Origin of the sequence: Vibrio sp. NFR, assembly GCF_027587095.1 — a bacterium.
In the GTDB taxonomy this organism is placed as follows: Bacteria; Pseudomonadota; Gammaproteobacteria; order Enterobacterales; family Vibrionaceae; genus Vibrio; species Vibrio harveyi.
Genome location: NZ_JAPPTN010000013.1, coordinates 15,877 through 41,400 on the forward strand (window position 1 = coordinate 15,877; position 25,524 = coordinate 41,400).

The following is a 25,524-nucleotide window of genomic DNA, read 5'->3' on the forward strand; positions in this document are numbered from 1 at the left end:
AAGACGTATCATGATGCGTGCCAAGGGGCTAAGTTTCATTAAAACAATAGGTTAGGTTATTTCTTGATTTGAGAGGGTGACGGTTTCTCATTTTGACAATCAGTTTGAACGATGCGATTTATCACTATGGTTAGCGCGGCAAGTATATAAATCGGCCAAGTAAATCCTTGGGTGAGAAAGGTCCCCGACACTATGGTGCCAATAAGTCCGCTCAATACGGCGTTTGCACCTACAGAAAGCGTGAAGTGGGACTTTTCAGTCAGAAGTGAGATTGAACTTAATGACGTTTTGACCAGAGAAACAATCAGAGTAATGAAAACCGCTAAACCAACAAAACCGGTTTCAGCCAGTACACCAAACCAAGTACTGTGCACCGCGTGGTTAATGCCATCCCAATGCGGGCTATAGAAGAAGTAGTTGTAGTAGAAGTTCTCTAAACCAACGCCGGTTATCGGATTGTCGAGTGCCATTTTGAAAGCCGCTTCCCAAGCGTACAAACGTCCCATAGCAGAGGCATCAATACCGGCTTCTGCAGCACCCCCCGATGCTCGCCCGGAGATCCCTGCAACAGCATAAAGAATCAAAGCTGCGACCAAACCTAGAAAGACAACCAATGCCTTACTCTTGATGTGTTTGAACGCGAAATAGGCGAAGACTGAGAGTGCTCCCAATAAGCCACCGCGGCTTTGTGTCTCAAGGATCGACATAAACAGGATGATACAAGTGAGCAGTGCAAAACCTCGCAACCACATCGACGATCGTTTCTCGACCAATTGGCTCACCGTAAAGGCGAGGGGGAACATCAAAACCAGCGCTAAGTCATTGGGGTCACCTAATACCGAGCCAAACGAACGACCAATCGACACACGCGTTCCTTCGACAATATCAATACCGTTGGTGGCGTTATAAAGAGCAACGAGTCCGACCAACAACCCAGCAACGATAATTGCTTTTGACATTTGTGCGAGCTGTTTGGGTGTGGTGATAAGCCAAGTGATCGCCAGTGTCATCACAATGATCTTCCAATACGTATTCTTAAATACGGTAATCGCGATGTCGCGCGCAGAGGCGAACACAATACCGATGATGACTAACGCCCAAAAGATGAACAGCCACTTTAAAGAAGGGTGCCAAAAGACCGATAGCTGACGACTGATCAATAGATGAAAAGATAACGCGCCAAGTGCGCCTAAAGACAACAACAATGGGATTTTGAAGTTGTAGATAACGGGAAACGCTTCGTGGATTCGAAAGAAAGAGAAGATGACGAACAGAGTCACCAGCCAAAAGGTTTGGTTGAGGACAAACAAGATGGCAAGCGGAGCAAAACAAATTGCGACAATTAAAATTGGATGCGGTATCACTAACCACGCTAAAGCGATGACCACAGTAACGGTTGTCGCAGCGATGATTTGGGTTGGTCTCACATCCGTGGCATTCATAACGTCACTCTTTTCGCTTCCGTTCTTAACCTCATCATAAGGTTATTGCGTGTTTCCTTAGACATGTATCGGAAGGCGATGCCAGCAAATAGTGTGCATGTCAGAATGCAAATCACAATCGCACTTCCGATGGATTGAGTAGAGTAAAGCAGGAACAGTGCCACTCCTGAGATGATTTGTAATGCGACCATCAAACTTAGGTGGAAAGGAAGGTACATGCACTGTTGTCCAATCACGAACGTCATCGCCAGTTTGGTGAGTTGGGCATAGTAAAGCGCGATGAATACGCCATAGATACCAAGGGAAGAAAGCGCAAACAGAAGAGCAATTGCAACACCAGCGGCAACGACGTTAATTCCTAATAACCAACGAGTGCGACGTTTGTAAAGAATCGCAATGTTCAGCAGTTCACTCCATTCTTTTATCATGGCGATTGGTAGAAGGAATAATGTGTAAAGCGCAGCTTCTTGGTATGTTTCTGGTAAAAACTGGCTGATCATAATGAAGGCAAGGGTTGCGACCAACACCGTGAGTGCCGCAATATAAATCATACCGAAGTGAGAAATCCGAACGGCTTCTTTACCACGATTACGCTCCAGATACGCGAAGCGACGTGGCATCCACCACATACCGAATGGCTGAACCAAAATACACATGCCAATGGCAAATTTAACCGCAATTGCGTACACCCCAAGTGTTGCCAGTGAAGCATTAGCGCCGATGAACCAACGCTCAGCACCGTTCAAGCAAAACGCAACTAGCGCAGACATCATGACAGGGATACAGTAATGCAGGTGTTGTTTCGCGAGCGCTATGTCAGGCATAGCGACTTTGTATTTATTGATAATGTGCAACCACGTAAATTGGATTACGGCAGCAAGCAGACCACCAAGCAACACAGAAATGACGTGTGGGTGAATCAATAAAGCGGCAACAATGAACACCACTTGAAGAACGGTGACGGTCACCATCACGCTGAGAAGAGTTTTTGCTTTATCATCTTGCATGCGCAGCCAAGCAGTACCGATACCAATCGCGCCTTCCAAGATAATTGCGAACATTAGCACGATAAATTCAAGCTGAGAAAACGGGCTAGGAATCGGGGCAGCTAAAATCGCAACCAGTAGAACTAAGCCAATCGCCGCCGCAATCCAAACGGAAAGCGAGTAGATCTGGTTGAGCATGGTCACTTTCTTCTTGCTGTCTTTCTCCACGCCGACAAAGCGGTATAGCGCTTCGTGCATTGCCATGCTCGCCAGTAGCGCAGTAACGACACCAAAAGAGGTCAGTAACTCGAGTTTGCCCATTTGTTCTGGCGAGAGAAACTGAGGAAGCACTGGCAGCATAATTAAGCTGATGCTTTTGTTGATCACCAACGCAATGGCGAACAACGACATGTTGGTCATGGCTTTAGACATGGTCATATCCTTTGACGTTGTCACGCTTCTTTGCGTTTTGTTGTTCTTTGCTTGATGGATCTTTGCAAAGCTGCTGGGTAATAGAGAAGTAACAACGTTCCGCTGTATATAAGCGAGCAACGTGCAGTGCCTCTAACCCCATGGTCACTTTCAACCATGGCGATTCATTCAACAGGACAATTGCATTGTGCAGAGATGCGGCGTCTTTTGGTGTGTACTTGATGCAGTTTTTCCCGTGAGTTAGTACTCGATCCCAATAACTGTCATCATGAGGAATCACGACACACATACCAGCGGCTAACGCCTCTAAAATTGATAACCCAAACGGTTCGTTCTCACTGGTCGACACAAACACACCACACTGTGCTCGTAGCTCGTCAAGGTTGTCTGGCGATTCGTGCCATTCAATGTTTGCCTGAGTGAAATTTGGCTGTGAGCATTCAACGCCTTCGATGTTGGGTTTGATGTAGCAAATGGTTGCATTTAGGTGGCATGAGTCGTCCAGTTTCATCGCATCGAGCAATAAATCCACATTTTTCCATTTCAATAGACTTGCGGCCCAAAATACGCGATTAGAAATTGGGTTTGCTTGCTTTGGTGAGCGCTTTGAAGAAAGACCATTGACGAATGATGCAGTATTTAGAGTTGTCCAGTAGCGTTCAACGGCTGGCTTAGGCATTTTTAGGTAAGCCATAAGAGCATCGATCATAGAGGCGCGCGTGTTTGCGAGATAATGAATGGCAGCCGCTTTTACTAAGCAGTAGCCAGATGAGCGAGACACGCCCACAGGGCCATGCACCATTTGTACGATAGGTTTGCGATTGAACAGACGAAGCAAGTACATGGGCATGTCGTTGTTTGGTGAAGACAAGCCCATAAACCAATCGAGTTTCGGTAGCTTGAGCGTCACCAGAATCAGTTGAACTAGGTAAAAGCAGTTCATCAGCCAATAAGCGATACCATGATGAGACGTGATTGGAGATCGCTTGATTTTCAATACCTGTACGCGAGGATTTGAGCTGAGTGTTGAAATCCAATGTTCTGGATTTGTCGTTGCGATATAGCTAATCACGTCACGTTGGTCACACTGTTTAATCAACTCAGCGTTGGCAATTTTCGAACCGCCTTGCATTGGGATAGCGTCAAACATCAATACACGTTTCATGGTCAGCCCCTTAGTTGATGTTTAACCAGCGCGAAATGGGTTTCATGCAGTGGGTGACGGGCATTGGTGTTGGTTCTCTCTGCAAGAGCTCATCGCGGTAAATGTCTTCAATCGCTTTGACTGAAGCAGAAACCGTCAGATGCTGATTCGCGTGTTGATGCGCATTCTCGGCTAGCTTATTTCGTAGCGGCGCATCTTGAATCATCTGCTGAATTGCATTTAACAGACTCGCCATACCGTGATTGGCGAACAATAAGGCACTGTGGTTGTGCTCAAACAACTCCGGGATACCACCTGTTTTTGGTGCGATGATTGGTAGCTTTGCTAGTGCCGCCTCACCAAGAACAAGACCAAACGCCTCTTCGTAAGCGCCACTCATGAAGGCATCTACGTTACCTTTCATCCAGTCTCCGGCGTTATGTTGTTCACCAACAAAATGCACACGATCCTCCACACCCAAATCTATGGCTAACTGCTTCAATGCGACACGTTCTTCACCATCACCAACAATCACCAAATGTGGATTATGTTGATGGTAGTTGTGCATACGCATAGCTTGGATTAAGCGGTCAAAGCCTTTGCGTTTAATGAGAGAACCAACCGAAATAAAGGTGAACGCTTGCTGGGGAATACCCAGACGATCTTTAACATTGATGGGTGCATCGTGACTCTCCAATGACACACCGTTATGAACGACATGAAGGTGTTCTTCTGGGTAACCATCTTTGAGAATCTCGTGACCCACATCTTTACTCACGCAAATCAATTTTGGAGAAAGGTGCAGACCCAGTGAGAAGCGGTCACGCAAGGTGTAGTGGCAGTGTAGTTGCGTCACCAAAGGGATGTGGTTCATACGAGCGGCTAGGCACATCCATTGGCACGGACCACCACTGTTTACATGGACAAGGTCAATGTTGTGCTTTTCGATCAATGCCGTGCCTTGTTTGATCAAATCGTTCCAACCGCTGATGTCCCAGCGAGGCGTGTTCCAACCTCCAACAAGGCTGAAGTTTGAATGTTCCGCTTCGATGCCTAGAGATTGGCATTTCTCAATCAAAGGTTCGCAGTTTGACCAAACAATCGGTTGATACTGGTCGCGGTCAATGTTTGTGATGAGGTCAAGCAGTACGACTTCGCTACCGCGAATCCAGTTATCACCATAATGAACGTAAAGAATGCGTTTTGGAGTAGTCATCGTCGTTACCTCGGTTAGCCAATCTGTTTGAATTAGCTATTGCAACCGAGATGCCAAAATATGCCATTAGTTTAACTATTTGTTTTTGAATGGAAAGTGATACATAGGTGAAAACTTAGCGCGAAACTTCTCAATTTGAGAATGGATATGCATCAAGTATGATTCTCAATTTGGTAGCGTTCAATCAGAATAGGAATGATGTTGCGGGAGGAATAGTGATCTTTGATGGTCTCAATCGCTTTGTGACGCATTGGGTATTGTTCGCTATGGCTCATTCCCAACCAGTGATTAAGTTTGTCAGTTAGTGCGGGAATATCATAAGCGAGGAAGCCATTGTGACCATCTTCGATGAGGTCAGGAAGGCGACCAACGTCAAGGCTGATCACAACGATACCTCGGGCCATCGCTTCTAACGCCGCCATTGGCAAACCTTCATAGCGTGATGAGATGACAAGAGCGCTGATATTGCACCAAACGGCATCCATGTCATTTTGATGACCGTGAAATATCACGTTGGCTGGTGCGTTTTCTATCAGTCTCGGCTTTTCTGGACCGTCACCATAAATAGAGAACTCAATATCAGGAATATGACGGGCAATACCAATGAAGCGGTCTGCACCTTTTTCATGACTGAGGCGACCCACAAACGCGATTTGTTTATAACGACAATGCTGATTGGTAATCGATACAAAGTTGTTCAATAGCTCTGATTGAGATGGAATCTTACTTTGAATGGTTTGGCTAACGGCGAAGCAATGATCAGAAAGGCAAGCTGAGTATCGATCAAGCCAATCATAAAGCCAGACTCTACCTTTCGGTGTTTCTCCTGCATGAAATGTCGATATGAGGCGAGGGAAGGTTCGAGTAAATAACTTTGCGCTTCTGGCTAACAGTGCCGCTTTGTAACCATGGGTGTGAATGACGCTGGGTTGATGCTCAGCCACTGCACCAGTAATTTGTTTTACTGGAATGGTTTTTGACCGTTCTGACTTTGGGCATAGGTGCCACAAATAACTCACTGGTATTTGAACTTGGTTTAATTTGTCGATAAGTGTTGGTGGTGGATCGTATTCCACCACCAACACAACTCGTACGTTAACATGAAAGGATTGCAACCCAGTAGCGAGTTCGACTACATGGCTTTCAATGCCACCGTAAATGCGGCTATCCAGCAGGATCCAAACTTCGCCTGCGACAGGGATCTCAAGATTGTTCGAGATTAGCTTCATCCGCTTCCCACGCTTGTTTTTTGCGGTAGACCGTAGATGGGCTCAGTTCCAACATCACCGCCGCGTTAAGCACGTTACCATCACAATAAGCTATCGCATTTTGAATGGCTTCGCGTTCCACTTTCCACATAGGGCGGATCGTGCCATCGGAATTAAAGTATGGTGACGCTACTGGTGTGACAGAGGCTGAGGGCACCAGACTACTCTCCTCAGTAGCAACTGGCATGCTTTCTCGCTCCGAAGTACTCAAGTTAACAGTGCTTGCAGGTGGATTCTCTAAAGGAGAAAAAGATGAATCGTTATAGCGTGCATCATGTTCTATTGTTGCGCTACGCTCTTTCGCCGGTTTGCGAGTCAGTTGAGCGGGCAAATGTGCGAGCGAAACTTTGTCTTCATTATTCAATACCACAATGTTACGAATGATGTTTTGCAGTTGGCGCACGTTGCCAGGCCAGTCGTAATGCTTAATCACATGTTGCGCTTCGCTGTCGATATTGTTGAACTTCTTCTTGTCCTGTTTGGCGTATGTGGTTAAGAAGTGTTTAGCCAGCGTGACAATGTCACTACCACGTTCACGAAGTGGGGGCATATCAATGGGGACAACGTGCACACGATAATACAAGTCTTCGCGGAAACGACCTTCTTCCACTTCGGTCAATGGATCTCGGTTGGTTGCACAGATAATCCGAACATCCACCTTCATCTCTTTGGTGCCACCGAGCGGGGTGTAGGTTCCTGTTTGCAGAAAACGCAGTAACTTTTTCTGCATTTCTAATTCCATCTCGCACAATTCGTCGAGGAACAGGGTTCCGCCGTGGGCTAGCGTTGCGGCACCTTTACGGTCTGTGGTTGCACCGGTAAATGCGCCTTTAACGTGACCGAAAATTTCACTTTCCATCAAATCGCGAGGGATAGCACCACAGTTAATCGCAATGAAAGGTTTGTCTCTGCGATCGCTTTGTCTGTGAATGGCTTCTGCACACACTTCTTTACCTGTACCACTCTCACCAACGATAAACACGCTTGCAGAGGTTGGAGCAACCGCGTCAATGGTTTTATACACAGCTTGCATCGGTAGGCTAGAGCCAATAAAACCGTGGTAGTTGTGGCGATCGAAGGTTGATTGAATGTTCTCGACGAGATTTTCTAACTTCGCGCGTTTTAAATGTAAAGCAACGGAAGTTTTTAGGCGGTCTGCGTTGATGGGCTTCTCTAGGAAATCTTCCGCACCTTTCTGAATCAGATTGACCGCGAGATCGACGCTGCCGTGCGCCGTTGCGATGATGACAGAGGTCGGGATCTCGTTTTCATTGATCCAATCCAATACGTCTTCGCCTGACATGTCAGGAAGCTTTAGATCGAGAATAATGAGCTGTGGTTTGCTGCGCTCAATAAATTGAATCGCCTCACGCCCCGTTTCTACATGGAAGATATCGTAAGGCTCATCCTTGACATACTGCTTATAAAGTATGGCTAGTGAAGTAGAGTCTTCTACCAGTAACACCCTTGGTCTCATAATCCGTTCCCAACTTTCTTCAATTCGTTGTTTTAATGTGTTAAGTCGGCTTGAGGTTCATGCAGTAATGATGAATTTGTTTTTCTTACCTCAAGCTGATGGCTTCTTTTCGATTCTCATTTTGAGAATCTTTATATTTAAGTATTAGCATATGCTGTGAGGATTGCAGAAAATTCTATATTTTTTAGTCAATTAAATTACTTATTTTTACTTTCAGTCTTCGAAACCTTGTTCTTTTCTTTGGGTTAGCGCAATAAAAGACTGCTCTGCAAGCGCAGGTAATGACTGGCAAAGTTCAAATGCGCGTTTTATGTCGCCTTCTACACAGTGTTTTTCGATGGTACGAGCGTGACGCGATAGAGTCCGGTTTCCGAGGGCGAGTGCCGAGCTACCAAGCGTGTGGACTTCAAACTCCATAATTTCCTTATCTTGCTCATTGAGCGCTTGCTGGATTTTTTCGACCCGCTCGCGTGATTCCTCAATGTAGTGATCGATTAACGTGGGCATGATTTCCGCACAGGTATCTTTGATCATTTGTTGAAGAATTAATTCGTCGACTAACTCTTGCTCCAACGTGGTGTCAGTTTGAGTATTCATGGTGCGCACTCCCTATAGAGTAAATAATTCGCTGTTCTTTATTTGTTGAGATATTTTCGCTTTCAGCTTCTCTGGCAAAAAGCGCAGTTTCTTCACCTGACGAATCAGTTCGTCCTTTAAACCCGCGTTGTGCTTCATGTTGAGAACTGCACCTAAAAGGTTGGCATTACTTGCTTCTAACAGTGCTTTAGCTTGGTCTATTTGGCTTGTCGTTGTGGAGCCGTAACTGGCAACCAATACGCAAGTATCACAAACTCCTGCCACCACTTGAGCTGGGATATTACTGCGGTTCATACTCAATAGTGGTGAGGTATCTATGACCACTCGGTCGTATTGCTCAAGCCAAGCCTCTATTGCTTTTGTCAGCATGGCTGGGTCTCGGTAGGTGAGTTGCGTGCTTGCCATAGAAGGTACAGGCAGACCAACAAGTGTTTGATGGTCTTCTTCACGAGCGATAAGTTGTCCGACACCCTCGGTCTCTTCATCAAATGCGTGCACAGTACGATAGGCTGGCTTAAACAGATTCAAATCGACATAAAGTGTTTTATGACCCGCTAAAATCAAACGTTCTGCCAGTGCAGATGCGACCGACGTTACCCCGTCTTCAGATTGGCATGCAACCACACCGATAGATTTGTAGCCCTTGAGTTCACTTTGAAGGTAGATTTGCTCAATCTCAGCATGTGTTGCAGGAATAGTCATTACAGCGCTCCTATTAACACTATGGTGGTGGTGATTTGTAGCAAGTCACGCAAGCCAGCACGGGCTTTTTCAGCAAAACTTTCGTCTTTATGTGGAACGTAAATCGTGTCACCCGCACGAATTACAGGCAGGTCGTAAATATTGGCGGTTTTGCTGAATTCAACCAAGTTAAACACGCGCGCCTGACCTTGGCAGCAAGACATGTTCACCACACTGATCTTCTCAACGTAAGCGCTGTCACTTGGTCCACCAGCTTCAGCAAGCAGATCGAGAATGGTCATGTTGTCATTGAAGACATAACGACCTGGTGCGTGTACTTCACCCAGTACGCGAACTGTGGACTCTTTAGAGCGATCTAGCCAGTTCTTGTCTTTTTCTGGAATGTAGATGGTATCGCCGGGGCGCACATCTGGCAGAATCGACTCATCACCAGTTTCAAAGTAAAGCGACAGGTTGAGTTTGCTTACTTTGGCATAACCCAAACCACGATGTGTCACTCGGATGTTGTGAATATCGGCGTCTTTCGTTGGACCATCTGCCGCAGAAAGAATATCTAAGAAATGCATTTCAGTCGTAAAGCGGTAACGACCCGGAGCGTTGATCTGACCAAACACGTAAATCGACGCATCAGAGCTTTGACTTACCCACTGTGATTTGTTGTCTGATGGATCGTCTGGTAATGCATGCACACGAACTACTGTGCCTGCGGATACACTTGGTAGCTTAGAATGTGGCGATCCTTGTAGAATGTATTTATCCAAATCAAACTTGGTCACTTTACCGTTGTTAGAGATTTCAATCTTGCTGGTGTCCGCACGGCGAGTAGGGCCGCCCACATGGGCAATCAAATCGATTAAGTCCATTTCGTCTGACCATTCGATACGACCAGGACGAACCACTTCGCCCATCACGGCGACTGCGCGACTTGGTGCTACTTTCAGCCATGATTTTTCATTCATGTCCGTTTTCTCAGGGACGAAGATGGCATCACCCGGACCCACTGCGGGCACTCTCTGATTCGACAACCCTTCGGTATGAGCTGTTAAATCGAAATTGATTACGCCGCCATCGGCTTTGATGACGCGGATTTGGCGAGATTCAGCAAAACGCGTTGGACCACCTGCGTTAGCAAGGATGTCCATGAAACTCGCGCCTTTTTTGCCTTCGTAGGCACCAGGATGAGCCACTTCACCCATCACGTAAACCACGTTCGCACCGGCTTTGATCTCTTCTTCCTGTTTTGGCACAAAGATGGTTGCACCCGGTAGGATCTCTGGCAGCAAGCTTTGGTCACCTGTATCTAGGTAGCGCTTAAGGTTAAACATAATAGGCGTGTTGTTGGTAATAACACGGATTTGCTCAACACTGGCATAACGAGTCACGCCGCCAGCGCGCATGACCACATCAACAAGGGTCGTGTTAGGTTTGTAGGTAAACGAGCCCGGTGCGTTTACTTCACCGAAGACTTTAATCGCACGAGCAGAATCAGCGCTGTCACCTGAGTTTGCCAGTTTCGCAGCATCGAATTCTTGTTCGATATTACCAACCAAAGGTGAGGCAGGGACGAAGAGCACGTCTAATGATTCTAGGGCTGGTAGTTTTGAATCGTCCCCCGTGTCGAGAAAACGTTTGTAGTCGAACTCAATGCTCTTGTTACCACGTTTTACGATGATTTTATCAAGTTGAGCACCGGCACGTAGACCGCCAGCTTCATAGAGGAACATCTGAATATTTGAGCCCGATGGAAGCGTGTATTCGCCCGGCTTAACCACGTAGCCTTGTACTGAAATTAGAAGCTGTTGCTGTTTGATGAACACGCGTGCGTTGCTTACATCGCGGAATACAGTTTTAAGGTTGTCGGTGATGACGTTCTGAAGTTGAGTCTCGTTGTAACCCGCAACAAAAACGGGACCGATTTCTGGCAGATTAATGCGGCCACGTTTATCTACTTGAAAGCCTTTGTTTAGCGATGCTTCGCCTGGAAGGTTAATTTGCACCAAGTCACCGACTTTAACCACATCATCTTCCGCTGCCCACGTTGTATTAAAGGTGATCAAACACAACATTAGTAGGGTGGTGATGGCTTTGAGGATTCTCATAGTGTGCCTCCCATCTCTGCGCTTGTGTCAGATTTAGCGTTTAGAACTTCAATGCTCACGCGACGGTTCGTCAAACGAACTGCAGGAGTTTGTCCTTCGTAAAGGGGGAGTGTTTCTCCTACAGATTTGGTTTGCACACGATCTGAGGTGATTCCGAAGACGTTGAGGTAGCGTTTCACTTGCTCTGCTCGGGCTTGTGCCAACTTTTGGTTGTATTCTGGTGTGCCTGTTGCGTCTGCGTGTCCGGTTACAACCAATGACAAAGAAGGGTGATCGCGGAGAATATACGCCGCTTCAGCAAGATGCCCCATGTATTTAGGGTTGATTTCCGAGGAGTCTACAGCAAATTGATTGTCTACGTTCAGTAAGTCATAGATGTCAGCAACGATATTGAGGTCACTACGTAGCGCTTCGATATCTTGTGGCGGTTTACACGTGGTTTGTGACAGAACGTAATCGAGTTGTTGCTCAAGCTGATTTAGGCGACGGCGTTGAATCACGATGTCATTGGCGGCATCAAGAAGCAATCCTCCTTCCAATTCACGTGCGATGCGGTTTTGTTTTTCAAGCGCCTGTACCACGGCCGCGGGAAAACACCAGCGCGCACCCTCCTGAATTAACGCGTCCAAATGCAGCTTGGTTAGTTGCCAATCAAAACGTAAACCGTGCTCAGGTCCAAGAGGCTCGTCTGGCATTACTGGTGAAAACTGATAATTCTCGATAGAAATATCTTGGTAGCTTTCCGCCATGCCACCCTGACCGTGATCGGGGTAGTTGAACGTCGAGCAACCAAACATGCCGACAACGAGACCGCACAACACGCTTTGTCGTATAAGTTTCACCATGCCAACCTCCGTATTAACCGGTATTTTTATTAATGACCTTTAGAATTGACCGGGATAGCGTGATTGATACGCAACAGGCTCATGATTTCTAATGGTTGTCCCGATACATTTTCAATACACATACTGCGTTCACGTTCAACTAGGCGCTTATATAAATAAACAATGGCACCAATCCCTGAAGAATCAAGAAATTGGACGTGTTGCAGGTTGATTTCCACTTCCTTGTGATCGTCACTGTGGATCACTTCATCGATTTGGTGCTGGGCTTGACGACAACCTTTGGCGTCGAGGTCACCGAAAAACTCAACCATCAATGTATTGGGTGCAGTTTCTTGTTTGCGCAGTTCCATGTTCCATTCTCCGTTCTCATTATGTCCTGATTTGAATAGAGCAGAGAATGTGCCAATAAAAAATATCAATATAAACAGTTGGTTAATCGAGGTACTGAGACGCTCTTATTTTGAGAATGGCTTTCTTCTCATTTTGAGAGTCAAAAAAGACAAAGGCGGCAAGCATTTGAAAGTGCCAAATCTGTCTGATCTTTATGTGTTAGATTGCACTTAATTGCTTATTGGTGTTGTTCTTGATCGTAGATTGGTAAATGTAAGTTGGGTATTTGAGCTTAGTACGGTTCAATAGAGATGCTTTTTTGTACAAGGTTCCCACATGCCATTAAGAATGACATTGATTGCCCTCGCTGTAATTGCTTCCGCCCAGCCTCATGCTGATCCAAATTTACAACCACCTGTTTCACTCGCTGATTCCTACCAAGATGGAATTGATGTTTCCCAATATTGGTATAGTGAAAAGCTCGATGGCATTCGTGCTTACTGGACGGGACAACATTTAGTGACACGAAATGGAAATCGTATTTACGCGCCTGATTGGTTTATTCGCGTCTTGCCTGATTATCCCTTAGATGGGGAGTTATGGGCCGGGCGGGGCAACTTCCACCTTGTTCAACAAACCGTGTTAGATAAAACCCCAATTGAAAGTGCATGGCAACGTATCGACTTTATGTTGTTTGATATGCCTTATTCGGCGGGTGACTACAGGAAGCGTTACTACAACATTCAAGATTTGGTATTTGCCATCGACGCACCTCATATTAAGTATGTTGAGCATCGTGCGATTCAAGATGAGAAACATTTGTTCGAACAACTTGACCAAATTTCGCAATCTGATGGTGAAGGTGTGATGTTGAGAAAGGTATCAAGCCGTTATCAGGCGGGAAGAGGCAGTGATTTACTCAAGCTTAAACGCTTTGAGGATGCTGAAGCGACGGTCATCGGTTATAAGCCAGGAACAGGGCGATTGTTAGGGATGATGGGGGCGGTACTGGTAAGGTTAGCTGACGGCACAGAGTTTTACATTGGCAGCGGTTTTACTGATGACGTGAGGAAATCCCCGCCAAGAATTGGGGCAACGATTACTTTCCGATACAACGGTTATACGCATAACGGTAAGCCAAGATTCGCGCGATTCTTAAGAGAGCGAGTGCCTCATTGATGATGCTCTATTGGCTTCCCACTTGAACACCACATCTTTTGAACAAACTTTTCCAGAATTGCACGTGATCCATGGTCTGAAGTCTGAACTGCTCATGTGCATTTTCAATTCCGTAACTTGCACCGTGCGCCGCCATTCTCTGTTCGACTAAGTTGATTCCACCGTCAAGTTGCTGATAGGTACTATCGACAAACGCCATGTATGGTTGAACCTCGGCGACATAAATGGACTGAAAGACGTTCCTCAAGTAACGAAATTGCGTGGTATCACGATTCGCACCGCAAATTATTTTGTCTTGGTTTGCTTTAAGCATTTGCGTGGTTTGTTCTAGCCACTGGGTCGCATCAATGAGTGTGTAATAGAGTCGACCAACAAGGCGTGTTTTTTCAATCTCTTCTTGATAATTCACTATGGTTACGTCGGGTAAGCGCGAAAGGGTTCGATAAGGTGTTTGATACATCTCGTCCAGCGCAAGGAAAGCGTCTCGCACATGGGCGACTTGGTCTTTACTGTCCAACGGCAACCATTCAGAGCCCGTAAGTTGTTTGCGCATCGCATCGCTGGTAAGCAGCATATTGTCGAGGTGTATTGTTAGATGATGCCATTTCTGATCGTACAAGCCGTTAAGCTTTGCACTTTCTTCATCACTTAGAGGGTAATCACTCAAACAGCCATTCAACGTTCTAAGCAAACTCGTTTGGTAATCGAAGTCATAAAAAGCATCTTGGACCTTACCCAGTTGCGAGTTCTTTTCTGCGAGCAAGTTAAACAGACCACATTGGCGTAATTGGTAGCTTTCTAGCAAACCAAGTGATAGGCGGGGGAGCTCTTGGAATAGCTCTCTTTTATCAGGAATGGTAACGGCAGGAGAGGCTTCTAGTTGAGATTCTGATACATCTAACACATTCGCCAGGCGTTGATTGTATTTTTCGAATACAGCTTTCTCCGGGTTAAACCATTCGTTACACCCACCGAGTAAGATTGTCGTTAGCAAAAGCACCGTAGCAACAAGTGAACTTCTCACAGCATTTCCTTTTTAATCACTCAGATAAGTATACTTTGTGACACGCGGGAGAGATCAAAAAAGCCAGCGAGTGCTGGCTTTAATATTTGGGGCGTTGAAGTCCGAATTATTGCTGAGAGAAGTTCAGTTGTACTTCTGGATCTTGGCGGTGCATCCAACGTAGACGAATACCTAATAGGAACGCCGCTGAAGAAAGACCAATGATAAAGCCTAACCAGAAGCCTTGAGCGCCCATTGGTTCCACAATCCAATCTGTACGTCCGAGCACATAGCCGATTGGCAAACCAAGCAACCAGTACGCGATAAAGGTACGATTGAAGATAGCACGCATGTCTTTGTAGCCGCGCAGAGCACCGGCCGCTATCACTTGCACCGCGTCTGTACATTGGTAGATTGCTGCAAACAGCAATAGCACCATCGCCAATTCAATTACCTCTGGGTTATTGGTGTAAAGCAGGGCAATTTGTTCACGGAAGATGACAGTTAGAATCGCTGTCATCATAGCAAGCGCAAGACCCACCATGACACCTACGCGAGAAGCAACACGAGCACCATCGACGTTTTCTTCACCCAAACGGTGACCAACGCGAATACTTACTGCCGCACCCACGCTCATTGGTAACATAAATACCAGCGAAGAGAAGTTAATTGCGACTTGGTGTGCGGCAACAATGATCGAACCTAGTGGCGAGACCAAAAGTGCAACCACAGCAAACAGGGTAACTTCAAAGAATAACGCCGCAGCAACCGGAAAACCCAGTTTGAACAAGCGAATCTGTGCTTTTAGTTGAGGCTTGTGGAACTCACCAAACAGGTTGATGCTTTTTAGTCGAGCAGACGTCGTCACGTATAGAAGCAGCAAGCCAAACATAACCCAGTACACAATTGCCGTAGCAACACCACAGCCCACGCCGCCAAGTGCCGGCGCTCCGAATTTACCGTAAACGAAAATCCAGTTCAGTGGGATATTTAGCATCAAGCCAATAAAACCAATCACCATCGCTGGCTTGGTCAGAGACATACCGTCAGTAAAGCTACGCAAGGTTTGGAACAACAAGAATGCAGGTACAGCAAAAATCACGGCGTGAATGTAACCCACCGTCTTTTCTGTCATAGCGGCTTCAACGTCCATAAACCCAAGAATGAACTGCGTTTGGAATAGTACGCCGATAATAGGAATACTGATAAGCAACGCAAGGACAATGCCTTGTTGGATCTCAAATGGGATTTTAACGCGTCGACCAGAGCCGTTCAGCTGAGCGACTACTGGTACAAGCGCCATTAATAAGCCCACACCAAACAGAATTGATGGAAGCCAAATACTTGCTGCCACAGATACCGCCGCCATGTCGGTCGCGCTGACGCCACCAGCCATTACGGTATCCACAAAGCCCATGCCTGTTTGCGCGACAGAAGCGATCAACACAGGGGTTGCTAATTTGATAAGACTCGATGCTTCTTCTTTATAGCGATGCACGAAATACTCCAGAGCGGAACAATATGTTGTAAAAGAAATTATTTGAAAAGATAGAGAGCGCTTGAGGACAAAAGACGTGATGAACTGATCTGATGGTTGATTTTAGTCACTATAAGGTGAAAAAATGCCTCGAAGGAACTCCGCGCAGATGATAAACAATTGTATGCTCAGATACCATACCCACAAGATGTGGATTTTTGGTTAATTGATAGACGATTATAAAAATCATCTGCGGACGTTTGTCTTGGCTATCAGTCGCTTCTAAAAAATAGGTAAAAAGTATGTTTACAGGAATCGTTCAGGGTACGGCTAAAGTCGTTCATATCGACAAGAAAGATCGTTTTCAAACTCACGTTGTTGAACTTGAAGGCGCGCTAAGTGAAGGTCTTGAAATTGGTGCCTCTGTTGCGCACAACGGTTGTTGCCTTACAGTAACGAAAATTGAAGGATCGCAAATCAGCTTTGACCTAATGCAAGCGACGCTAGCGCTGACCAACCTTGGCGAATTGACAGCAGGCGATAGTGTGAATATTGAGCGCGCTGCTAAGTTTGGTGATGAGATCGGCGGTCATAGCATGTCAGGGCACATTAGCTTAATGGCAGAAATCGCTGAAGTGATTGATACACCAAACAACCGCACGATTTGGTTTACGCTACCACAAGAATCAATGAAATACGTACTTGCGAAAGGGTACATTGGTTTAGACGGATGTTCGCTCACGATTGGTGAAGTCGAAGACAATCGTTTCTCCGTTCATTTAATTCCAGAAACGTTAGAGAGAACCCTATTCGGGCGTCGCCAAGTCGGTGAAAAGATCAACGTAGAATTTGACCCACAAACACAAGCGATTGTTGATACGGTCGAGCGTGTATTAGCAGCGAAGCAGCTTTAAGTCTGTAAGAAATAGCGAGCTTGGTTTATCGAGGTAGTCAAAATAAACGGACATAAATAACAAAGGAGCACTTGTGGCTCCTTTTCATATTTCGATTGGGGGGGGGATTTGCGTAATTACTCGTAATTGTCGTCGATGAACAATTCAACTTTCTGCTGCAATTCATCAACTTTCATATTGAGATGAATGGCATGACAGCAAGCCGGACAGTCATCATAGAACTCTTGGTTACCGTTACTTGCATCAAGGGTGATGCCGATTGAGTGCCCACAATGGGGACATTTCACATGTCTTTCAGTGTAATTTTGCATACATAAACTCCTAGTATTGCAGGGCTTTTAATACTTTGTTGTTTAGAAAATACAGCCCTTAGTTACTCGCTTGCCTCTTAGGGTTAGAGATACAACGTAAGCCGAGTTACTTAGAATATTAGGCGCTATGGTTGCTAATTGAGTCGAAATAAGTACAAAAGTTGACCCCAAACCCAACGTTGGACTTGAGGTCATTATCTAGGGTGATATGCGTCGAAAATTTACACTCAGTAATGATCTTTCCCTTCCAAATCAATAGGAAATTATCTTCTTAATTATCGATTGCGCTTGCTCAAGATAATGCCCGCCGAATAGGTTGCAATGATTCAAGATGTGATAAAGATTGTAAATGTCTTTGCGTTCTTGATAGCCGAACGGAAGTGGCGCAACTGATTCATATCCTTGATAAAATTCAGGTTGAAAACCGCCAAATAGCTCGGTCATAGCAAGATCACATTCTCGATCTCCCCAATAACAAGAAGGGTCATAACAAATAGGACCAGCGGGTGTGAGCGCCACATTGCCGTTCCATAGATCACCATGCAGTAGGGAAGGTTGTGGGGAGTGATTAGCGAGAAGCTGTTTCACGACGTCAATAAAGTCATCGATGTCTACCAGAGAAACGCCTTTCTCTTTAAGCAGTTGTAACTGCCACCCGATGCGTTGCTCCGCGAAAAATACTGACCACTTTTTATGCCATTGGTTTGGCTGAAGTGTAGAGCCTATGTAGTTGTCTGTATCGAAGCCAAATTCTTTCTGTTCACCCCATAAATGCAGGCGCGCTAATTGTTCACCAAATTTAAAGCTGTTATCGCTATCTTCAAGCGTTTTAGTGGGAAGGAAATTGAGGATGATAAAACTGTGCGTTTTGGTTTTACCGACCAAAACGACTTCTGGGACAAATAGAGTAGAGGTTTCGCGCAATAGGTGAAGACTTTCTGCTTCTACTTCAAAATTGGCTAAGAAATCCCGATCATTAATTTTGACGAAATAGCGCTGCTCTCCGTCATTGATCATATAGCTTTCACTGATGTCTCCACCGGAAAGTTTTACCTTCTCGGTGATCTGATATTCGAACATCAAGGTATCAGAAAGCTGCTGCGATATTGCTTGCCACATACAAAACCTCGCTTATCTATTTGACCAACAATAGTTTAGGATAAACGGCGGAACATTGACGCGCAGTTAAGCAAACTTCGACAATAATTCTTCCGCATATAGTAGAAAATGTTTATAAGTGTGAATCACGTCGCCTATAACCCTATGATTTATCGGCTTAACATATGGAGCTAAAACAGCACAGCTAGTATTATTATTTTTTTGACTTTAGTTCCATTGGTGGCATGAAAATACTGATTTGTGATGACTCGGCGGTCGCACGAAAGTTGATTACCCGATCCATCGTACAAGATACATCATTGCACCTACTCGAAGCCCAAGATGGTCACGAGGCATTGAAAATCCTAGCGGAACAAAATATTGACGTTTTGTTCCTCGATTTGACCATGCCAGTCATGGATGGCTTCGAAGTACTAGAGTCCCTGCCTGTTAGTCAATACCAAACCAAAATTGTCATCATTTCGGGTGATGTTCAGCAAGAGGCTAAACAACGCTGCTTAGATCTTGGGGCGATGGATTTCATTGCTAAACCATTATCCGAAGAACAGGTTATTCCTCTCTATGAAACGCTCGGTCTTCATTATGCCGTTAGTGCTCACACTGAAATTGAACCTCAACATACGTTAGAAGTTACGCCGTTAGCAAAGTTCCGTGAAGTTGCCAATATTGCATTAGGTAAGGGCGCTGCAATTATGGCGGACCATCTACGTGAGTTTATTCAATTGCCGGTCCCTCACGTTGGTCCATTGTCTTACGGTGAATTACATATGACGCTGGTGGATGTGATTGGGCGAGACAGCTCAGTTGCGGTGGCACAAAGGTTCGTAGGGGGAGGTATACACGGAGAGGCGTTGGTTTGTCTGCGTGGTAAAGATATCAACCAAATCGGCGAACGACTCGGATACTTACTTGAATTCACGCCACACAACGAAATCATCCTTAATGTGTCGAACTTACTGGTGTCTTCATTCCTAACTTCTCTTGGGAGCCAGTTAGACAAGCAGTTTTCGTTACGCCAACCAGGAATCATAGAGAACATTACCCCTTACAGCGAAGAGAAAAACGAATCTGGTGAACTCTTTACCATTGAATACACCTACATGGCAGAATCACTCGATTTTGAGTGTGAAGTTCTGTTTTTGATAGATAAATCATCCGTAGACATCATCTATGACATCATGGAGCTAATCTAATGTCCGAAATCACGCTGGACATAGCAGACTTTCACTGGGTTACCCAAATTCTGGATACCATGGACTCTGGGCTTATTGTCCTCGACCAAGACTATAAAGTCTGCGTTTGGAACAGCTTTATGCAGTCGTACAGTGGTATTTTGTCGCAAAACATTCTCGGAGAGTGTTTATTTGACCATTTTGAAGATCTTCCGAGAAGGTGGTTAGAGACAAAACTCAAGACATCAGCAGATTTAGAAACACGTTCATTTTCTAGCTGGGAAAACCGACCATACCTTTTCAAGTTCAACAACTTTTCTCCGGTTTCTAACAGCAGCAATTTGATGTTCCAAGACATTGTGATTACGCCATTGCGCTCGTTGTCAGGTGAAATTAGCCATATTGCAATTCAGATTAATGATGTTTCAGAAACGGCGCGTAACCGTATCCATTTGAGAGAAACTAACCAACACTTATCGGAAATCAGCCGTAAAGATGGTCTCACTGGTCTATTTAATCGGGCTTTTTGGGAACAATCTCTGAAGGACGAATTTGCGCAACTTAAAGTGATTGAAGGGGCGAGCTCGTTAGTGATCTTTGATATCGACCATTTTAAAAAGGTCAACGATACCTATGGACACCACACGGGAGACGAAGTGATTCGTCGTACCTCAAGCTTGTTACGTAAAACGGCACGTAGCAGCGATGTATGTGGTCGTTTTGGTGGTGAAGAGTTTACGGTTTTGCTACCACATACTAATCAAGAGCAAGCTTGTTACTTTGCAGAACGTTTAAGAAAGCGAATTGAACAAGAAATCGTGAAAGTTGAAGACTTTTTGATTAACTACACGATCAGTATCGGCGTTTGCGAGTATAAATCGTATTTCGAAAGCCACACACAATGGCTTAAGAGTGCCGATGCTGCGTTATATCGCGCTAAAGAAAATGGTCGAAACCAAACTTGTAGTCATGAAGACGACTAGGGGATACTAGGGATTGTTGAACTTTTGTAGTTAAATTTTATTCGAGATAAAGGCGTTTTAATCGCGACGAGAGGCTTGTCGCCTAGTCATTTTAAGTAAATGCCTCTGCCTTGTATAAATAACTCACAAACTGCTGAAAGCATCAGCTCGAAAGGTGAACAGTACCGAACTCAATTGGTTGAAAACCATCCAGTTAGTGCGTCAACTCTCATTAATATGAAATAAGTTAATGAAATTTTCTCGGCATGTCTTACTATTGAAACTATTTCGCTTTCAGCTTCGAAGGCTTGCATTAAACGGAGAAAAACAGTGGTTGTAGAAACCGATGGATATCTCGCTCTAATTGAGCACTTGTCACTTAACTTAGATATTTTCACGTCTGAAATCGGTGACACAGGATCAGAAAGCATTGAAGATGTTGTGACTGACATGGTTGCATCGAACATCATGGCGATATTCGAGCAAAACCCAGAGTTGCATTCAAGCGTGCGTTTTAAGTTGCTAAAAGAGGCAGATGCGGTCGTTGAAGATTTGGGTGAAGTACTTGCGGGAGTATGGTCAAAGAAAGCGACGAATGAGCAGATTGCCTTTTTGGATGAGTACATCGCATTAGTTAAAAACCTGTTTGATACCGCGGTAGCGACCTACGACTGATTCTCTTCTTGCGTCATTCAAATTCAAGAAGAGTTACATTGTAACTCTTCTTACTTGCCAAAATTTCGATGCCCAATATGGGTTGTCGATTCTCGAAATGATCACGCCTTTTGAAGTAGAAGCGTGCATGAACTGTTTGTTCCCAAGATAAATGCCCACGTGGTATGTGCTTCGTTTGGTTTTGAAAAATACCAAATCACCTTGTTGGGCGTCCGACCAACTCATTTCAACACCTTGTTTAGACTGTTGGCGGGTAGTACGCGGCAGCGACATTTTGTATGCCTCAACAAACGCTTTTTGAACAAAAGCTGAACAGTCGATGCCTGACTTTTTAGTTCCACCTAGTCGATAAGGCGTGCCTTCCCACTCATTATAGAATTGGTACAAATCCTGATTGTCGGACAACAGCTGATTGACGGGCAGGGAGGCGTTGACTTGTGTTTCTGGATCTGGACCTGACGAGCACGCACTGAGTAGCACACTGATTATTAAAGGAAAAAATAAATGACGAACCTTGCTCACTGGTCATCTCCATGACTTAAAACTGAAATATTAGCGTCATAATCAACACCTAGTATGGGCTGAAAATCACGTTTTTGTCTCACTTATGTGACGAAAAAGCGGACACGTTGATTCAAACTCAGGAAAGAACATCCATTGATTATGACAAAGCGCAAACGTTTACGCCTTTCTTTTTCACTGATTCAAACTATCAGTGCAACATTTCTAACTATCATCGCACTTGTTATAGCCCTTTCTGTCTCAAGTTTCAAAGGAGTGGAGCAGGTGGGTGACCAATTTAATGCCTTGTCTCAAAAAGCGTTACCAATGGCAATGGCAAACGCGACACTCACAAGGAACGTGTTGGAACAGGTGAAACTGCTTAATTATGGAATGCAAATAACCGATCCTAATGAACTTCCTTTGATTACATCTCAAATCGAAGAACTGGCAAGTCAAAGCGACGACCTAATCGAGCAAACGTCCGGCGTTGCTGATCATCTCTCCAGTATGCTCCAAGGAAATGTCGCAGAACTTCATCAAATCACCAACTCCATTTTATCCAAACAGTCTGCGGTGATTCAGATGCAAAGTGACATTAACTCGGCTGTTGGCGGGTTTCGTTACGGTCTTAGCTCGATTGGACCTGAGATGAACCGCATCAGTTCATTTCTTAGTAACGAAAATCCTGAATCGAGTGATGCAGCAAATCGTTTTATCGCTTCTGCAAGTTCAATGGAAAGCACTTTTTTGGTCATGATGATGCAAACTGAGCTAGGAAAAGCGGAGCGCGAATACAAGGAGATGCGCAATCGCATCGCTGGCATCAATCTCGCTTTTGGTGATTTCAAAGAATGGCATCCAGAAGTTAATGAGTTTGCTAGTCTCATTGCGCCTTATGAAATGGTACAGGCGGGCTTCAAGGACGATGGTGTACTCCGTTTAATATTGGCAAAGTTGGAAAGGAGTGAGCAGCAAAAAGCTGAGTTTCAACGTGCCTCTCAGCTTTCAAATGAAACCATGTATTTACTCGATCAAGTGTCTGATGCGGCCTCCGCTTTGATCAAAGAACGTGAAGCCGTGGTCCAGAAAACAATTAAAAACGTTATTTTTATGGTGGTTACTGCCGCTGGTGTTATCTCTCTGGTTATCCTCGTAACGTGGTTTGGTCTAAGAACGTGGATTAATCGAGGTCTTAGAAATATTCTGAATCGTTTGTCGGCATTAACAGAGCATGATTTTCGCGACAAAGCTCAAGAGGTAGGTCCGTTTGAACTCAAAGAAGTCGCACGCAAGCTCAATCTTGTCATCGACTCAACACACGACTCTATTTCTACCGTGACTCGTAATTGCGATATCTTGTACCAAACTGCAGAAATCAGCCACGGTGCTGCTGAGCAAACAAATCAAAGCTTAACCACGCAAAATGAAGCGTTAATGAGCATGGTGACGACGATCACTCAGTTAGAAGCGTCGATTCGGGAGATTGCATCGGTCACTAATGCTTCGTCTGAAGATTCGTATTTAGCGACGGAGCATACAGTGAAAGGTGTGAGTGTTGTGGAACAAAATCGCCTGCGTTTGGAATCACTAGAGAGCTCTCTCAACACAAACGAACAATCTATGATGGAGCTCGATCTGCGCGTAAAACAAATTCGTGAAATGGTTGACATGATCAGTGGCATTGCTGACAACACTAACTTACTTGCGTTGAACGCAGCGATTGAAGCAGCGCGTGCAGGAGAGCAAGGAAGAGGCTTTGCGGTCGTTGCCGATGAGGTTCGTAAGCTCGCCAGTGATACCTCGCAGCAAACCACCAATATTCGTGAAATGATGAATGAGTTAGTTATCGCAGCGGATCGTTCTCGGAAGGCTGTGAATGATTCACGTGAGGAAATGTCTTCTGCGTTACAGTCAAGTCATCAAGTGAAATCTACCTTTACTGAAATTAATGAAGCGGTTCAGCTTATCCAACAACGTGTCGACCAAATTTCTGTTGCGACAGAAGAGCAAGAACGCGCTACCGCTGAAGTTTCTCAAGCTATCTCACACCTTTCTGAGCAAGGTGAACATACCAAACTTCAGTTGGAAGCCATGGTTGAGAGCTCGGAACAAGTCGCAGACATCGCAGGGCATCAACAAACGATGCTGCATAAATACGAACTGCTTAAAGTGAGTTGATCCAACATTAGGTAAGAGCAACCGAACTACGACCAAAGGCAGGGTAATCGCTCTGCCTTTTTAATTTTCGACTCCAAGAGTGAGTGACCTAAATCGCAAATTGATTAACGATACGGGAGTAATGTGCCATTAGCATTTGTTAATGCTTTGTTGTCAACTCAGGGTTGTTAGAATATTCCGTTAAATATAGGGAGTGCGATAAATGCCAGAGCGAGCAAGTTTGATATTAATAAACGATCACCGAGAGGTTTTATTGATTGAACGAGTGAAGGGCGATAGACACTATTGGGTGTTTCCAGGCGGTAGTGTAGAGGATGGAGAAAGTCTTTCTGAAGCGGCGAAACGCGAAGCTCTAGAAGAGACCTCTATAGAACTGACATCGCTCAAATTTGTGTTTCAGAATCAAAATCAAGGTCGACAGGAGCATTACTTCTTATCACATATCGGCTCAGCTACCCCAACGCTAGGTAATGGTCCCGAGCAACAAAGGCAATCGGTTTCCAATCAATATATTCTGAGATGGGTGAGTTTTACTGAGCTAGCCGTGCTTCCTCTCTTTCCAGTAGAAGCGAAACAAATATGCCTTCAGAGCGAGGAGGTACTCTTTGGTCGATAAAGTATGTCCAGTGGTATTAAGAGACCAAAATAACGAGATTCTTCTTTTCAAACATCCTCTTGCAGGCGTTCAGTTGGTGAAAGGCACTGTTGAACCCCTCGATTACGACTTCTTAAGTGCGGCAAAAAGAGAATTGGCAGAAGAGTCGGGGATTGAACTGGTCAATCAAACAACCTACTTAGGGGCTTGGGAGAGTGGGTTTCAAGAGCAGATTTGGCATTTCGTTTTGTGTGAATGTGAAGCGTTGCCGGAACAGTGGGTCTTCCACACTCAAGATGATGGTGGGCATGATTTTGAATTCTTTTGGCATAAGGTGACAGAAGACATTTCTTTTCGTGCGCACCCTGTTTTTCAACATGCTTTAGAGCAAGTTCGTGAGTTTATTCGTCTTGAGGCAATGAAGTGAACGTTGGAATCGGTAATCACACGAATGCTGAGTTGTTTCAAGAACTCAAAGAACAACATATTCAATTCAATCAGTTTGCCTTACAGCTGTTTGAAGACCAAATAATACAAACCAAACAACGTGGCCAGACATTGTCTGTATTGGTAACAACGCCTTCGGAATTAAGGGCTCCTTTTGGAGCAACGCTGGCTGAGCTTGTTGCTCATGCAGCTCTGAAAGGGCTAGAGCCTTGTCCGCTCGCCGTCGCATCATACTTGTTACTTCAAGGTATTTCGCTCACAAAAGATGAATACATAATGCTCGCTTCTTTGCCTCTTGCTCAGGAAGAGACCTATCCCAGAGGTTTATATCTGCGCAAGTGGGATGATGGTGTGTGGCTAAGAGGTTATCGATGTGAGGATGCCTTTATCTTTCCGCCTTCGATGAAGTTTTTGTTCATTGACTTAAAAGCACCACAAGAGGGATAACTT

At 45.0% G+C, this 25,524-nt stretch carries 25 protein-coding genes; 9 read left to right on the top strand and 16 right to left on the bottom strand.

The annotated features are described in order from the left end of the window. Positions 1 to 56: 56 nt before the first annotated feature. From OH463_RS21020 to OH463_RS21070, 11 genes are all read right to left on the bottom strand, one after another. A complete protein-coding gene (locus tag OH463_RS21020) occupies positions 57 to 1,442 on the bottom strand; it encodes an O-antigen ligase family protein (protein ID WP_049536036.1) in 1,386 nt (461 codons plus the stop codon). Next, a complete protein-coding gene (locus OH463_RS21025; protein WP_269992519.1) occupies positions 1,439 to 2,860 on the bottom strand; it encodes a lipopolysaccharide biosynthesis protein in 1,422 nt (473 codons plus the stop codon). The genes OH463_RS21020 and OH463_RS21025 overlap by 4 nt, the downstream gene beginning before the upstream one ends. Continuing rightward, positions 2,853 to 4,025 (bottom strand): glycosyltransferase family 4 protein, encoded by a 1,173-nt coding sequence (locus tag OH463_RS21030; protein ID WP_017190135.1) that lies wholly within the window; start codon positions 4,023 to 4,025, stop codon positions 2,853 to 2,855. The genes OH463_RS21025 and OH463_RS21030 overlap by 8 nt, the downstream gene beginning before the upstream one ends. A gap of 10 nt (positions 4,026 to 4,035) precedes the next feature. Further along, the gene (locus OH463_RS21035; protein WP_047517273.1) at positions 4,036 to 5,220 is read right to left on the bottom strand and encodes a glycosyltransferase; all 1,185 of its coding nucleotides are present in this window, start codon (positions 5,218 to 5,220) and stop codon (positions 4,036 to 4,038) included. Positions 5,221 to 5,372: 152 nt separating this feature from the next. Beyond that, positions 5,373 to 6,449 carry a glycosyltransferase family 4 protein gene (locus OH463_RS21040; protein ID WP_269992525.1) on the bottom strand — a complete coding sequence of 359 codons (1,077 nt, stop codon included), beginning with the start codon at positions 6,447 to 6,449 and terminating at the stop codon, positions 5,373 to 5,375. Beyond that, complete coding sequence (locus tag OH463_RS21045; RefSeq protein WP_017190138.1) at positions 6,424 to 7,965, bottom strand: sigma-54-dependent transcriptional regulator; 1,542 nt, start codon at positions 7,963 to 7,965, stop codon at positions 6,424 to 6,426. The genes OH463_RS21040 and OH463_RS21045 overlap by 26 nt, the downstream gene beginning before the upstream one ends. A gap of 213 nt (positions 7,966 to 8,178) precedes the next feature. After that, complete coding sequence (locus tag OH463_RS21050; RefSeq protein WP_009697758.1) at positions 8,179 to 8,562, bottom strand: Hpt domain-containing protein; 384 nt, start codon at positions 8,560 to 8,562, stop codon at positions 8,179 to 8,181. A 12-nt stretch (positions 8,563 to 8,574) separates the two neighbouring features. Next, positions 8,575 to 9,264 carry an AAA family ATPase gene (locus tag OH463_RS21055; protein ID WP_017817416.1) on the bottom strand — a complete coding sequence of 230 codons (690 nt, stop codon included), beginning with the start codon at positions 9,262 to 9,264 and terminating at the stop codon, positions 8,575 to 8,577. Further along, positions 9,264 to 11,363, bottom strand: a complete 2,100-nt coding sequence (locus OH463_RS21060) for an SLBB domain-containing protein (protein ID WP_009697760.1) — start codon at positions 11,361 to 11,363, stop codon at positions 9,264 to 9,266. The genes OH463_RS21055 and OH463_RS21060 overlap by 1 nt, the downstream gene beginning before the upstream one ends. Then, positions 11,360 to 12,208: an OmpA family protein gene (locus OH463_RS21065; RefSeq protein ID WP_269992529.1), complete on the bottom strand. Its 849-nt coding sequence runs from the start codon at positions 12,206 to 12,208 to the stop codon at positions 11,360 to 11,362. Before OH463_RS21065 ends, OH463_RS21060 begins: the two co-directional genes overlap by 4 nt. Before the next feature lie 29 nt (positions 12,209 to 12,237). Continuing rightward, positions 12,238 to 12,558 carry an STAS domain-containing protein gene (locus tag OH463_RS21070; protein WP_005445863.1) on the bottom strand — a complete coding sequence of 107 codons (321 nt, stop codon included), beginning with the start codon at positions 12,556 to 12,558 and terminating at the stop codon, positions 12,238 to 12,240. A 316-nt stretch (positions 12,559 to 12,874) separates the two neighbouring features. On the opposite strand from OH463_RS21070, the gene OH463_RS21075 reads away from it, so the two are divergent. Further along, the gene (locus OH463_RS21075) at positions 12,875 to 13,717 is read left to right on the top strand and encodes a DNA ligase (protein WP_005445862.1); all 843 of its coding nucleotides are present in this window, start codon (positions 12,875 to 12,877) and stop codon (positions 13,715 to 13,717) included. A 7-nt stretch (positions 13,718 to 13,724) separates the two neighbouring features. On the opposite strand, the gene OH463_RS21080 is transcribed toward OH463_RS21075, so the two are convergent. Together OH463_RS21080 and OH463_RS21085 are read right to left on the bottom strand one after the other, a co-directional pair. Beyond that, positions 13,725 to 14,741, bottom strand: coding sequence for a DUF3080 domain-containing protein (locus tag OH463_RS21080; protein WP_269992531.1), 1,017 nt, complete (start codon positions 14,739 to 14,741; stop codon positions 13,725 to 13,727). A 106-nt stretch (positions 14,742 to 14,847) separates the two neighbouring features. Further along, complete coding sequence (locus tag OH463_RS21085) at positions 14,848 to 16,218, bottom strand: MATE family efflux transporter (protein WP_005445850.1); 1,371 nt, start codon at positions 16,216 to 16,218, stop codon at positions 14,848 to 14,850. Between the two features lie 281 nt (positions 16,219 to 16,499). On the opposite strand from OH463_RS21085, the gene OH463_RS21090 reads away from it, so the two are divergent. Continuing rightward, a complete protein-coding gene (locus OH463_RS21090; RefSeq protein ID WP_005445847.1) occupies positions 16,500 to 17,111 on the top strand; it encodes a riboflavin synthase in 612 nt (203 codons plus the stop codon). Positions 17,112 to 17,227: 116 nt separating this feature from the next. On the opposite strand, the gene OH463_RS21095 is transcribed toward OH463_RS21090, so the two are convergent. Beyond that, positions 17,228 to 17,422, bottom strand: a complete 195-nt coding sequence (locus OH463_RS21095; protein ID WP_005427574.1) for a CPXCG motif-containing cysteine-rich protein — start codon at positions 17,420 to 17,422, stop codon at positions 17,228 to 17,230. A 252-nt stretch (positions 17,423 to 17,674) separates the two neighbouring features. Further along, positions 17,675 to 18,541: a fructosamine kinase family protein gene (locus OH463_RS21100; RefSeq protein ID WP_049536028.1), complete on the bottom strand. Its 867-nt coding sequence runs from the start codon at positions 18,539 to 18,541 to the stop codon at positions 17,675 to 17,677. Between the two features lie 224 nt (positions 18,542 to 18,765). Between OH463_RS21100 and OH463_RS21105 the strand changes: the two genes are divergently transcribed. The 3 genes from OH463_RS21105 (at position 18,766) to OH463_RS21115 (ending at position 21,350) form a co-directional block, all read left to right on the top strand. Next, on the top strand, positions 18,766 to 19,734 hold the full coding sequence (locus tag OH463_RS21105) for a response regulator (protein WP_009697765.1): 969 nt from the start codon (positions 18,766 to 18,768) through the stop codon (positions 19,732 to 19,734). Further along, a complete protein-coding gene (locus tag OH463_RS21110; RefSeq protein ID WP_005445843.1) occupies positions 19,734 to 20,696 on the top strand; it encodes a GGDEF domain-containing protein in 963 nt (320 codons plus the stop codon). The genes OH463_RS21105 and OH463_RS21110 overlap by 1 nt, the downstream gene beginning before the upstream one ends. A 309-nt stretch (positions 20,697 to 21,005) precedes the next feature. Beyond that, positions 21,006 to 21,350 (top strand): DUF3802 family protein, encoded by a 345-nt coding sequence (locus tag OH463_RS21115; RefSeq protein ID WP_005445842.1) that lies wholly within the window; start codon positions 21,006 to 21,008, stop codon positions 21,348 to 21,350. A gap of 33 nt (positions 21,351 to 21,383) precedes the next feature. On the opposite strand, the gene OH463_RS21120 is transcribed toward OH463_RS21115, so the two are convergent. Beyond that, entirely contained in the window at positions 21,384 to 21,872 is a 489-nt protein-coding gene (locus OH463_RS21120; protein ID WP_045489279.1) for an NlpC/P60 family protein, read from the bottom strand. A 141-nt stretch (positions 21,873 to 22,013) separates the two neighbouring features. On the opposite strand from OH463_RS21120, the gene OH463_RS21125 reads away from it, so the two are divergent. The 4 genes from OH463_RS21125 to OH463_RS21140 all read left to right on the top strand — a co-directional run bounded on the left by OH463_RS21125 (position 22,014) and on the right by OH463_RS21140 (position 25,521). Further along, positions 22,014 to 24,032, top strand: a complete 2,019-nt coding sequence (locus tag OH463_RS21125; RefSeq protein WP_050903651.1) for a methyl-accepting chemotaxis protein — start codon at positions 22,014 to 22,016, stop codon at positions 24,030 to 24,032. A gap of 202 nt (positions 24,033 to 24,234) precedes the next feature. Next, entirely contained in the window at positions 24,235 to 24,648 is a 414-nt protein-coding gene (locus OH463_RS21130; protein WP_045489285.1) for an NUDIX hydrolase, read from the top strand. Then, positions 24,638 to 25,054, top strand: a complete 417-nt coding sequence (locus OH463_RS21135; protein WP_047517261.1) for an NUDIX hydrolase — start codon at positions 24,638 to 24,640, stop codon at positions 25,052 to 25,054. The genes OH463_RS21130 and OH463_RS21135 overlap by 11 nt, the downstream gene beginning before the upstream one ends. Beyond that, positions 25,051 to 25,521: a hypothetical protein gene (locus OH463_RS21140; protein WP_269992540.1), complete on the top strand. Its 471-nt coding sequence runs from the start codon at positions 25,051 to 25,053 to the stop codon at positions 25,519 to 25,521. The genes OH463_RS21135 and OH463_RS21140 overlap by 4 nt, the downstream gene beginning before the upstream one ends. The last annotated feature ends 3 nt before the right edge of the window (positions 25,522 to 25,524 follow it).

Bases quoted from the DNA above. Each gene is read 5' to 3' on its own strand.
- OH463_RS21020 (WP_049536036.1), bottom strand. From the start codon at position 1,442: ATGAATGCCACGGATGTGAGACCAACCCAAATCATCGCTGCGACAACC.
- OH463_RS21025 (WP_269992519.1), bottom strand. From the start codon at position 2,860: ATGTCTAAAGCCATGACCAACATGTCGTTGTTCGCCATTGCGTTGGTG.
- OH463_RS21030 (WP_017190135.1), bottom strand. From the start codon at position 4,025: ATGAAACGTGTATTGATGTTTGACGCTATCCCAATGCAAGGCGGTTCG.
- OH463_RS21035 (WP_047517273.1), bottom strand. From the start codon at position 5,220: ATGACTACTCCAAAACGCATTCTTTACGTTCATTATGGTGATAACTGG.
- OH463_RS21040 (WP_269992525.1), bottom strand. From the start codon at position 6,449: ATGAAGCTAATCTCGAACAATCTTGAGATCCCTGTCGCAGGCGAAGTT.
- OH463_RS21045 (WP_017190138.1), bottom strand. From the start codon at position 7,965: ATGAGACCAAGGGTGTTACTGGTAGAAGACTCTACTTCACTAGCCATA.
- OH463_RS21050 (WP_009697758.1), bottom strand. From the start codon at position 8,562: ATGAATACTCAAACTGACACCACGTTGGAGCAAGAGTTAGTCGACGAA.
- OH463_RS21055 (WP_017817416.1), bottom strand. From the start codon at position 9,264: ATGACTATTCCTGCAACACATGCTGAGATTGAGCAAATCTACCTTCAA.
- OH463_RS21060 (WP_009697760.1), bottom strand. From the start codon at position 11,363: ATGAGAATCCTCAAAGCCATCACCACCCTACTAATGTTGTGTTTGATC.
- OH463_RS21065 (WP_269992529.1), bottom strand. From the start codon at position 12,208: ATGGTGAAACTTATACGACAAAGCGTGTTGTGCGGTCTCGTTGTCGGC.
- OH463_RS21070 (WP_005445863.1), bottom strand. From the start codon at position 12,558: ATGGAACTGCGCAAACAAGAAACTGCACCCAATACATTGATGGTTGAG.
- OH463_RS21075 (WP_005445862.1), top strand. From the start codon at position 12,875: ATGCCATTAAGAATGACATTGATTGCCCTCGCTGTAATTGCTTCCGCC.
- OH463_RS21090 (WP_005445847.1), top strand. From the start codon at position 16,500: ATGTTTACAGGAATCGTTCAGGGTACGGCTAAAGTCGTTCATATCGAC.
- OH463_RS21095 (WP_005427574.1), bottom strand. From the start codon at position 17,422: ATGCAAAATTACACTGAAAGACATGTGAAATGTCCCCATTGTGGGCAC.
- OH463_RS21100 (WP_049536028.1), bottom strand. From the start codon at position 18,541: ATGTGGCAAGCAATATCGCAGCAGCTTTCTGATACCTTGATGTTCGAA.
- OH463_RS21105 (WP_009697765.1), top strand. From the start codon at position 18,766: ATGAAAATACTGATTTGTGATGACTCGGCGGTCGCACGAAAGTTGATT.
- OH463_RS21110 (WP_005445843.1), top strand. From the start codon at position 19,734: ATGTCCGAAATCACGCTGGACATAGCAGACTTTCACTGGGTTACCCAA.
- OH463_RS21125 (WP_050903651.1), top strand. From the start codon at position 22,014: ATGACAAAGCGCAAACGTTTACGCCTTTCTTTTTCACTGATTCAAACT.
- OH463_RS21130 (WP_045489285.1), top strand. From the start codon at position 24,235: ATGCCAGAGCGAGCAAGTTTGATATTAATAAACGATCACCGAGAGGTT.